General features: G+C 64.1%; 6 protein-coding genes. 2 read left to right on the forward strand and 4 right to left on the reverse strand.

Features of this window, described 5'->3' with window-relative positions:
• Window positions 1–219 precede the first annotated feature (219 nt).
• Both DF200_RS09970 and uxaC read right to left on the reverse strand, forming a co-directional pair.
• The gene (locus DF200_RS09970; RefSeq protein WP_109138124.1) at window positions 220–1,857 is read right to left on the reverse strand and encodes a mannitol dehydrogenase family protein; all 1,638 of its coding nucleotides are present in this window, start codon (window positions 1,855–1,857) and stop codon (window positions 220–222) included.
• 204 nt (window positions 1,858–2,061) lie between these two features.
• The gene (uxaC, locus tag DF200_RS09975) at window positions 2,062–3,456 is read right to left on the reverse strand and encodes a glucuronate isomerase (RefSeq protein ID WP_338323275.1); all 1,395 of its coding nucleotides are present in this window, start codon (window positions 3,454–3,456) and stop codon (window positions 2,062–2,064) included.
• 176 nt (window positions 3,457–3,632) lie between these two features.
• Here uxaC and DF200_RS09980 point away from each other — a divergent pair, with 176 nt between their 5' ends.
• Entirely contained in the window at window positions 3,633–4,766 is a 1,134-nt protein-coding gene (locus tag DF200_RS09980; protein WP_109138125.1) for a LacI family DNA-binding transcriptional regulator, read from the forward strand.
• Window positions 4,767–5,052: 286 nt separating this feature from the next.
• Complete coding sequence (locus DF200_RS09985; protein ID WP_109138126.1) at window positions 5,053–8,079, forward strand: phosphatase PAP2 family protein; 3,027 nt, start codon at window positions 5,053–5,055, stop codon at window positions 8,077–8,079.
• 154 nt (window positions 8,080–8,233) lie between these two features.
• Here DF200_RS09985 and mtnN read toward each other — a convergent pair whose 3' ends face one another.
• Window positions 8,234–8,929, reverse strand: coding sequence for a 5'-methylthioadenosine/S-adenosylhomocysteine nucleosidase (gene mtnN / locus DF200_RS09990; protein WP_109138127.1), 696 nt, complete (start codon window positions 8,927–8,929; stop codon window positions 8,234–8,236).
• Window positions 8,930–9,327: 398 nt separating this feature from the next.
• Entirely contained in the window at window positions 9,328–10,512 is a 1,185-nt protein-coding gene (locus DF200_RS09995; RefSeq protein ID WP_109138128.1) for a 3-deoxy-7-phosphoheptulonate synthase, read from the reverse strand.
• Window positions 10,513–10,741: the final 229 nt, after the last annotated feature.

The following is a 10,741-nucleotide window of genomic DNA, read 5'->3' on the forward strand; positions in this document are numbered from 1 at the left end:
CCCGGGATCTGACGAATATCATCCAGCGAAATGGTGTCATTACCCTCGCCATACCAACGGAAACCCATCTTCATTGTGGTAATCCTTTGCTTTTCGGTGGTTTTCGGTTTCTGGTTTACCATGTGGCCTCCATGCCACATGGCGAATTGTCGCGAATTGTCGCGAATCAGCTCCCCCGGGATTCGATGCCCGGGAGAGCCTGGACGGAAGGGACCGGTTTCAGAGACCGAGTTCCTTCTTGAGAACGGGGTGCAGGGTGCCGGTGCCGGCCGCGAGCTCCTTGAAGTAGCCCACGATCTTTGCTGCGAGCGGGGTCTGCGTGAGGTCCACGTTCCACAGGGTGGTGTCGGCGAGGATCGGCTTGAGCACCTCGTCGGCCTTGGAGAGGTCGCCGCCCAGCGTGAGGGGGGCCAGATCGGCCTGCAGCTCGGGGATGCGCGGATCGGGGCTCAGGGTGATCTCGTTGCCGTTATCGTCGGTGGCCTTGCCGTCCTTGCCGAGCAGCAGGCGCAGCCATGCGGCGATGGCCAGCGGCAGGGCGACGAGCTCGTCGACGTCATGGTCCGGGGACTCGACGTACTTCTTGATGGTCACGCCGAAGCGGATCGGCACCTTCTGGGAGGTGTCGGTGGAGATGCGGACCGGGGAGTCGGGCAGGCTCGGGTTCGGCACGCGAACGTCGATGACCTTCTCGGCGAACTCCTTCGGGGAGAAGATGCCCGGGTCGGTGACGACCGGCAGGCCCTCCTTGTAGGAGAGGCGCTCGGCCAGGGCCTTGAGCACCGGGTCGCCGATGGTCTCGCTCATGGAGTCGTAGCTCATGAGGCGGCCGGTCACGGCCAGTGCGGTGTGCACCGGGTTGAGGCAGGTGGTGACCTTCATCTCGTCGGAGTCGTTGACGGTGTCGCGGTCGCCGAGGAACACGCCGGCCTTCTCCAGGGCCGGACGGCCGTTCGGGAAGGCGTCCTCGATGACGAGGTACCAGGTCTCCTCGGAGTTGGCGAACGGGGCCACGTTGGTGCCCTTGGCGGTGTGGAAGATCTTGTTGTCGCCGAAGCCCTTCTCGCCGAGGAGCTTGGAGACGGATTCGGCCGGGTTCGGGGTGATGCGGTCGATCATGCTCAGCGGGAAGGAGACCTTCTCCGGGTCGTCGACGTAGCGCACGAAGTCCTCGGAGACGAAGCCCTTCTTGGCCCACAGCTCGGCGAACTCGACGATGACGGCGCGGAAGCGGTCGCCGTTCTGGGAGAAGTTGTCGGTGCTGACCATGGCGATCGGCTTGGCGCCGGCCTTGAAGCGCTCGAACAGCAGGGCGGTGATGGCGCCCATGGCGGAGACGGCGGAGTCGGGGCCGTTCTCGACCTCCGGCTTGATCCACGGGAGCAGCTCGCCGTCGTTGTTCTTGATGGCGTAGCCCTTCTCGGTGATGGTGACGGTGGCGAACTGCAGTTCGGGGTTGGTGAAGACCTTGACGAGGCCGTCCCACACCTCGTCGTGCTGCTTGACGCCGTAGGAGGCGGCCACGGAGGTGACGAGCTCGGTGTCGATGGAGCCGTCGGACTTGAGGATGACGGACAGGCCGCGGTTGTCGAACGGCTTGAAGGAGTCGTCGATGATGTCGGCGTCGAAGGTCTCGGCGACGATGATGCCGGACTTGGTCAGACCCTGATTGAGCAGGTCCTGGGCGATGAGGGCGTGGACCTCACGGAAGAGGTTGCCGGCGCCGAAGTGCACCCAGTAGGGGTGGTCGGCGGTGTATGCGGCGACCTCGGCGGGGTCGTACTGCGGAAGCTTGATGCCGGCTGCCTCCCAATCGGCGGCATTGGCCTTGAAGTCATCGGTGAGATGAAGAACCATGGAATGTCGTTCCTTCCTATCGATTCGGCACGCGCCTTCTTTGGCGAGCGCCGTTATAATCAATTTATAATAGAGGGTGATGACCGACATAGAACGTGCCAAAATTTGCCACGAACACGACGGTATGCGTATCGGTGCGGCCTCCCCACGACCTGGCTTTTCCATGACCTGCACGGGGAAGGCCACACCGACGCGGCTGCGGAATCAGTCGAGCTTGAAGACGTGACGCGGGCCGGCCTGAACGGAGTCGCGCATGACCTTCTTGCCCTCGTCCAAGCTCAGACGGTGGTCGGCGACCAGGCCGGAGACGAAGCGGGCGGTCAGACGACGGTTGGTGTCGTGACGCGTCGGGATCGAGCACAGGGCGCGGGTGTCGTCGATGAAGCCGGAGAGCTTGGTGAAGCCGGCGGCGGTGGTGATGTAGTCGTAGAAGCGCAGGATCGGCTCCGGGGAGTCGAGGAACCACCACGGGGCGCCGACGTAGAAGCTCGGGTAGAAGCCGGCCAGCGGGCCGAGCTCGCGGGAGTAGACCGTCTCGTCCTGGGTGAAGGCCACGAAGTGGAAGTCCGGGTTGTTACCGTACTTGTTGAGCAGGCCCTTGAGGTCGACGGCGAACTCGGCCTTGGCCGGGATGTCGGCGCCGATGTTCACGCCGTACTGGGCGAGGTTCTGCGGATCGTAGTCGCGGTGGACGTGCGGGTGCACGGTCATGACCAGACCGTCCTCCTGGGCCATCTCCACCTGGTCGGCGAAGAAGTGGCGGCGCAGCTTGTCGCCCTCCTCCGGGGTGATGTTGCCGGCCATGGCCTGCTTGAACAGGCGGTTGACCTCTTCGTCGGAGAGGCGGTCGGTGCGCACGTCGGCGTGGGAGTGGTCCGACAGCACGGCGCCGTGGGCCTTGAAGTACTGGCGGCGGCGGCGCAGGGCCTCGGTGAAGCCCGCGTACGTGGTGGCGTCGATGCCGGCGACCTCGCCGAGCTTCTCGACCTCCTGGGCCCAGTTGGCGGTCTTGTAGGGCTCAAGGTAGAGGTCCGGGCGGAAGGCCGGGGCCAGACGCGCCGGGAAGTCCGGGTCGGCGTTGGTCTCGTCGTGCAGGTGCAGGTCGTCAAGCGTGTCGTCGGTGGTGGAGATGAATTCGATGTTGAACTTCTTCACCAGGGCGCGGGTGGAGAACTCCGGCTGCTTCAGGTCGTCGTTGATCTCGTCGTAGATCTCGCCGGCGGTGTCGGGGCCGAACGGCTTGTCGATGCCGAACACGGTGGAGAGCTCATCGTCGAACCAGTACTGCATCGGAGTGCCGAGGTAGGCGTCCCAGTGCTTGCCGAGCAGCTCGAAGGCGTGCTTGGCCTGCTCCTCGGTGAAGTTCTTCTGACCCACGCCGAGCTCCTTGAGGTCAACGCCCTGCGAATGCAGGATACGGGTCACATAGTGGTCGGGCGTGATGAACAGCTCGGTCGGGTTGGCGAAATGGTAGTCCTTGTCGTGGAACCATTCGACCGGAACGTGGCCGTGGGGGGGAAATGATGGGAAGGTCCTTGACCTCGGCGTACAGCTCTCGCGCGATGTCGCGGGTGGTCGGGTCGGCAGGCAGCAGCCTATCTGCGTTTACCATGCTAGAAACTCCTTTGTTTGTTGTCTTCCACTTTCGATTATGGATTCGCGGCATCGGGAGGGCGTCCAGTTGCCAGGGTTTGCACGCCTTGGGCGCATCGATCATGACGGGGGAAAGAACGGTAGAGTAATATTCGACTAGGAAAACTTTTCGGGAGCGATGCATGACTTCATCTGAGAACGCCAATGGGGACGTGAACGACGAAACGACGCCGATGCCAACGGGGACGACGACGCCCGGCTCCTCGCCGAACACCTCCTCGCCGAACGTCAGGAAGACCGTGACCATACGTGACGTGGCGCGGCTGGTGGGCGTCTCCCCCTCCACGGTGTCGCGCGCCTTCGCGCGCCCGGGACGGGTGAGCGCCGAGACCGCGAGACGCATCCGCGACGCCGCCGACAAACTGGGATACCGCGTCAAGACGGTCACGTCGTTGAACATGACCGATTCGGAGCATCTCAACGGACTCATCGCCATCACTGTGGCCGACCTCGGCAACCCCATCTTCGCCGACTATGTGAAAAGCGCCCAGCACGAATGCCTGCGCAAGGGGTTCGGCCTGCTGGTCATCGACTTCGAGGAGACGAACCTCATCGAACGCAAGGCCCTGAACCTGGCCATGGGCCATGTGGACGGCCTGATCCTCACCTCGTCGCGGTCGTCCGACGCCACGGTCCGCAAACTCGCCGAGATCAAGCCGCTGATCGCGCTGAACCGGCCCATCCGCGGCGTGCAGTCCATCATCCCCGACGCCCGGCAGGGCCTTTCCGAGGCGATAGAGCATCTCATGCAGCTCGGCCACGACGAGGTCACGTATCTTTCGGGGCCGGAGGCCTCGTGGCAGGACGGCCGACGCTGGCGAACGCTGTCGGAGCTGTGCGCCCGGAGCGGGATCCGTCTGCGCCGCGTGGCGTCCGAGGCGCCGTCGTACAGCGGCGGATACCGTTACAGCGACGAGTTCATGCGCAACCCCACGACGGCGGTGATCGCCTACAACGACATCCTCGCCATCGGATTCATCAAGGCATTGCAGGCGCGCGGCATCCGCATCCCCGAGGAGATCTCGGTGATCGGCATCGACGACACGCCCGTCAGCTCACTGGTCACGCCGGCGCTGTCCACGGTGCGGCTGCCGCGCAAGAAGCCCGCCGAGTTGGCGGTGGACGACATCATCTCCCAACTGCGCCATACGCGGCCGGAGGCGGACGCCACGTCCACGAGGTTCCTCAAATCCACGTTCATCCCGCGGTCAAGCACCGGCCCCGCCAGCAACGACATCCACACGTTCACCCTGTGACGATGGGTTGGCCGATGGGTTGGCCGATGGGCAGGCCATCGAATTTGGTAGAACCGGTCATGAACGGCCCGAAAATCGGGTCTTTACGATTGTTTTGGCCAAATTCCGAGGAATCGATGCAGATGAACGACGGTTGAATTTCGGTGAACGCAGGATTTCACGACGCTGATTTCTTCCCTCGCCCCGGTGCGGCACGAATCGAAATGCCGCACACTGGAACTGCAGTAATGCCGATGACGCCAGATAATTGGAGTCGTCGGCTTTTCCATTGAGGATTGGGAGAATCATGACACGTACTGCCTTCCCGACCACGGCGGTCAAGGGAGCCCTCGCGGGCCTCGTCGCCGTGGCCATGTTCGTCCCGCTCGCCACGACGGCGAACGCGGCCGACGCCACCGCAAACAACCAGCAGAGCTACATCCAGTATGACCTGGCCCAGAAGCCGGCCGGCACCGACCAGGGCAAGAACCTGACCGCCATGCTCGGCGACTTCAACACCTACTGGACGCCCGGCAAGGGCGTCACCAGCGACGCCGGCGAAAAGGTGCTCGCCCACGACGACGCCCTGACCGAGCAGATCAACAACCAGGCCGCCAAGGACACCGCAGACAAGACCAACGACCAGCAGGCCCGCGCCTACTCCGACGCGCAGATGGACACCACCGACACGCTGTACGAGGCGTTCGGCCCCACGATCGGCGCCTACTTCAAAGCCGACATGAACAACGGCAAGCTGCCGAAGACCGCCGCCTACCTCAAGGCCATGAGCAGCAGCATCAGCACCAGCAACGCCAAGAGCACCTATGCCCACCCGCGCCCGTACATCGACCGCGCCAACTACAAGGGTGTCAAGCTCGACCTCAAGGGCCTCAAGAGCACGCTGAACATCGAGAAGGTGCAGGCGTACGAGGACCAGGGCGAGTATGACGGCCTTGCCGACTCCGGCTCCTTCCCGTCCGGACACACCACCTTCGCCTTCTCCCAGGGCACGGCGCTCGCGGCCGTGATGCCCGAACTCGGCGCGCAGATCATGACCCGCGTCTCCGAGGCCGGCAACAACCGCATCGTGCTCGGCGTGCACTACCCGCTCGACATCATGGGCGGCCACATCGCCGGCGCCTACGGCGTGGCCAGCGCCCTGAGCGACCCGACCGTCGCCCAGGAGGCCAAGGACGTGCGTGCCGAGCTGCAGTCCGTGCTCGGCGCCGACTGCCAGACCAACGGCATCACCAAGGACGTCGACCTGCACTCCTGCATCAACGCCACCAACGCCAACGGCCAGTCCAGCAAGAAGCAGTACGGCGGCTACACCAACTCCTTCACCGACGACGTGGTGAAGAACCCGGTCACGGACGAGGACTCCACGCTCGCCGCCTACACGGCCCGCATGACCTACGGCTTCACGCAGACCGGTGACACCACCAAGCGCCCGGTCGTGCCGGAAGGTGCCGAGAACCTGCTCGCCAACGTCGACTACTTCAACACCGACGACACCTCCGATCCGTCCGACGCCAAGCTCAAGTTCACCACCGACGAGCTGCGTCAGGTGATCGCCGCCAGCGAAATCGAGTCCGGCTACCCGCTCGACGCCGACAGCAACGGCTGGGGCCGCATCAACCTCGCCGCCATCTACACCGCCCGCGTGACCTTCGACGGCACCGATCCGGCGACCCGCAAGATCACCGACATCTCCTTCGGCCACCACCGCAACGAGGTGCGGATCGAGAACGCCAAGCCGAGCGTCCCGACCCAGCCCAAGGCCGACGCCATCACCGACCTGCTCACCGACTACAACAACTACTTCGACTTCTACAACGCCAACGGCGTGAAGAACACCGACGTGGCCAAGTCCGTGACCAAGCACGACGACGACCTGACCGCCTCCATCAACAACAAGGCGTTCGGCGCCGACGGCAAGACCGACCAGGACCAGCGTGCCCTCTCCGACGCCCAGATGAACTCCACCAACACCCTGTACGACGCGCTCGGCCCGGTGCTCGGCCAGTACTACAAGACCGCCATGGACAACGGCAAGCTGCCACAGACCAAGGCGTTCCTGGCCACGATGAACGAGTCGGCCAGCACCGGCACCGCCAAGGCCTACTACCAGCACCCGCGCCCGTACATCGACCGCGTGAACTTCCAGGGCAAGACCCTGAACATCGACGACACCCTGCAGAACCGCATCAAGAAGGTCCCCGGCTACGAGAACTTCGACTGGGGCGACGGCGGGAAGCCTAGCAACCAGTACGAGGACCTGTACAACTCCGGTTCCTTCCCGTCCGGACACACCACCTTCGCCTTCACCCAGGGTGCCGGTCTGGCCTACATCCTGCCCGAGCTTGGCCCGGAGATCATGACCCGTGTGTCCGAGGCCGGCAACAACCGCATCGTGCTCGGCGTGCACTACCCGCTCGATATCCTCGGCGGCCACATCGCCGGCCAGTACGGCGTGGCCACCGCGGTCAGCAGCGACGCCAAGGCCAAGACCGAGGCGGCCGCAGCCCGCACCGAGCTCGTGGACTACCTGACCGCCCAGTGCAAGGCCGACAAGCATGGCGACACGCTTGAGGCCTGCATCACCAACACCAAGGCCAACAGCACCGAAGGCTACAAGAACGACTTCACCGACGACGTGGTGAAGACCGCCGTGACCGACCGCGCCTCCGCCCTGGCCGCCTACAAGGCCCGCATGACCTACGGCTTCCAGACCACCGGCAAGACCGGTCAGGACGCCGTGGTCCCGGACGCCGCCGTGAGCATGCTCGACAACGTCGAAGCGTTCAAGAGCCTCACCCCCGACCAGAAGAAGGCCGTGCTCGCCGCCACCGAAGGCGAGTCCGGCTACCCGCTGGACGCCAGCAGCAAGGGCTGGGCCCGTGTGAACCTCGCCGCCGCCTACAGCGCCAAGGTCACGCTGAGCAAGGACAAGAAGACCGTGGTGAACGTCGAGCCCGGTCAGTCCGAAGCCAGCGTGGTCGTGGCCAGCGACGAGCAGCCCGGTAACAACAACGGTAACAACAACGGCAACGCTGGTAACAACAATGCCGGAAACAACAACTCCGGAAACAACAATGCCGGAAACAACAACTCCGGCAACAACAACTCCGGCAACAACAACGGCAACGCTGGTAACAACGGTAACAACGCCAACGACTCCGGCAAGGCCAACGCCAACGGCACCAACACCAGCGGCGCGAAGACCGCCGGCCAGCTCGGCAAGACCGGCACGGCCGTTGCCGGCATCGCCGCGGTCGTGGTCATCGCCGCGGCCGCCGGTGTGACGATGGTCATCCGTCGCCGTCACGCCTGATCGCCTGACCGCATAACTGAATAACTAAATAACTGAATAATCACAACAGGCAGGGGCTTTGGAACCGGTGGATATCGGTTCCAAGGCCCCTGTCGTATATCGCTATCATCGTCACACGGGCCGGGAGGCCCACATGACGGTGACTATCAATCAATCACATCCGTCCGAGGATGTTGATGACGAGCCTGGCCGCGGTGTCGGCGTATTCGCTGATGTCGAAGTCCTTGAACGTCTCGTATTCGGTGTCGGCGTTGTCGCTCAACGCGCGGATGACCAACGCGGGCACCTCGTTGCGCGCAGCCACGTGCACGACGGCGGCACCCTCCATTTCCACGGCGTCGGCGCCGGTGGCCACGATCACCCTGTTGACGTTCTCATCACCTTCGACGAAATAGTTCCCCGTGGCGATGATGCCGGTGATATGGGTGATGCCCATCTCGTCCAACGCCTCGTCCGCCAATTCGATCAGATGGGGGTCGGAATGGAATTCCTCGGTCTTCGGCGCGGACTGGGCGATGAGACGCATGTCGGAGTCGAGATAGCGCAGCGTGCCGCCGAGCACGACGTCGTTGATGTGCAGATGCCTGTTGAGATTGCCGGCGATGCCGGAGAAGACGACCGCCTCGGGCCGGTACGCGTCGATGAGATGCTGCGTGGTGGCGGCCGCGTTCACCGTGCCCATGCCGGCCACCGTGGCGACGACCTTCAGGGTCTCCCCGGACTTGGCGGCGTAGGAGCCGGAGACGATGTCGAGTCCGGCGGCGTGCGTGGTGTCGGTGTCGCGCAATGACTGCGCGATGAGGGCGACCTCCTCGTCCAATGCTCCGATGACGGCGATGGTTCTGGCCATGGATGCTCCTTTACGGTATGTGATGCGTTCCCCGATACAGCTTAGCCGGGCGATGGCCTCTTCCCCATATCGCTCCAGGCCGCAAGCACAGTAGCGGATTCAGTATGACGCTCCACAAGTTCGTCTGACGCTGTCTTGGCTCCCCTTGTCAGGGGAGCTGGCCCGCGAAGTGGGTCTGAGGGGTAGGCGATTCGACAACTAATGTCTGACGCAGAACATCAAGGAGGCAGGCACATGCATTTCGCGACCGTAGGCTTGGCCCACCCTTTTAGCCGCAAGCACAGTAGGAGCCCGCCGGCATATGATGCTCGACCGTAGGCTTGGCCGAACGGCCTTGAGTGTGTCGCGAAACGTACATGACTTCCGCTCTCAGAGCCTCCGCGTGTTACGCAGCGGCGTCAGCTCCAGCGGCGCTCCCCCACCGCCCGGGCGAGTTCGCGCAGCAGACGTTCGGTCTCGGGCCATGCGATGCACTTGTCGGTGATGGACTTACCGTAGATGAGCTGGGGCAACGGCGCGGCGGGCTGATTGCCACCTTCGATGAAGCTTTCCATCATGATGCCGGTGATGCCCTGCTCCCCCGCGGCGATACGCGCGGCGATGTCGCGCACGACTTCGGCTTGACGATGCTCGTCCTTGCCGGAGTTGCCGTGCGAGGCGTCGATGACGAGACCATGCGCGGCGGCCGAGTCGGCAGGCATCTCGTCGCGCACCGCGGCCATGGCGGTGGCCACGGATTCGGCATCGTAGTTCGGGCCATGGCTGGAGCCGCGCAGCACCACATGGCAGTCAGGATTGCCGAGCGTCTCCACGGCGGCGGCGCGACCCTCATGGTCGATGCCGAAGAACGTATGCTGCTGGGAGGCGGCATAGCAGCCGTTGATGGCGGCCTTGACGGAGCCGTCGGTGGCGTTCTTGAAGCCGACCGGCATGGACAGGCCGCTGGCGAGCTGCCGATGGATCTGGCTTTCGGTGTTGCGCGCGCCGATTGCGCCCCAGGTGACGGCGTCGGCGATGAACTGCGGCGACGTGGGTTCGAGGAATTCGGTGGCGGCGGGCAGTCCGGCGTCGAGCACGTCGAGCAGGACCCGGCGGGCGAGCAGCAGACCCTTGTGGATGTTGTGACTGCCGTCCACGTCGGGGTCGTTGATCAGGCCCTTCCACCCGACCGTGGTGCGCGGCTTCTCGAAGTACACGCGCATCACGATCATTAGCTCGCCGTCAAGCTCGTCCTTCAACGCGGCCAGACGATGCGCATAGTCGAGCGCGGCCTTGGGGTCGTGCACGGAGCAGGGGCCGACTAGCACGAGCAGACGGTCGTCCTGGCCGTACAGGCAGCCGCGCACCTCGTCGCGCGATGTAGCGACCAGGTCGCGGGCCGCGCCGTCGAGCGGCAGATCGGCGAGCACCTCGGCCGGCGTGGGCAGCGGATCGAGCTCCATCACACGACGGTTGACGATGCGGTCGATGCCCACCTGGTCCTCCCAGCGTGGGATTCCCTGCATGTTCAGCGGGTTCTTGCCTTCCCCCAATGCCTCGCGAATGGCACGCAGCTCCTCGCCGCGGTCATTGTTCTCTTGCATGACGAATCAGTCTCCTCATGGACGCCTCGTATCGGACGTCATAATCGAATATCCTCACACATTGTACGGGCTGTTGCCGTGCGTCGGCTTTCCTGATGGATTGACTCCGTCCATCCCGTCGACTCCCTCGGGGAGGGGATCCGATTGGTGAGACGTCCTATCCCGTCGGCTCCCCTCAAGGGTGAGGGGAGCTGGCGGCCGTAGGCCGACTGAGGGGAGTTGGGATCCG

The organism is Bifidobacterium catulorum (assembly GCF_003129925.1).
Classification (GTDB): domain Bacteria; phylum Actinomycetota; class Actinomycetes; order Actinomycetales; family Bifidobacteriaceae; genus Galliscardovia; species Galliscardovia catulorum.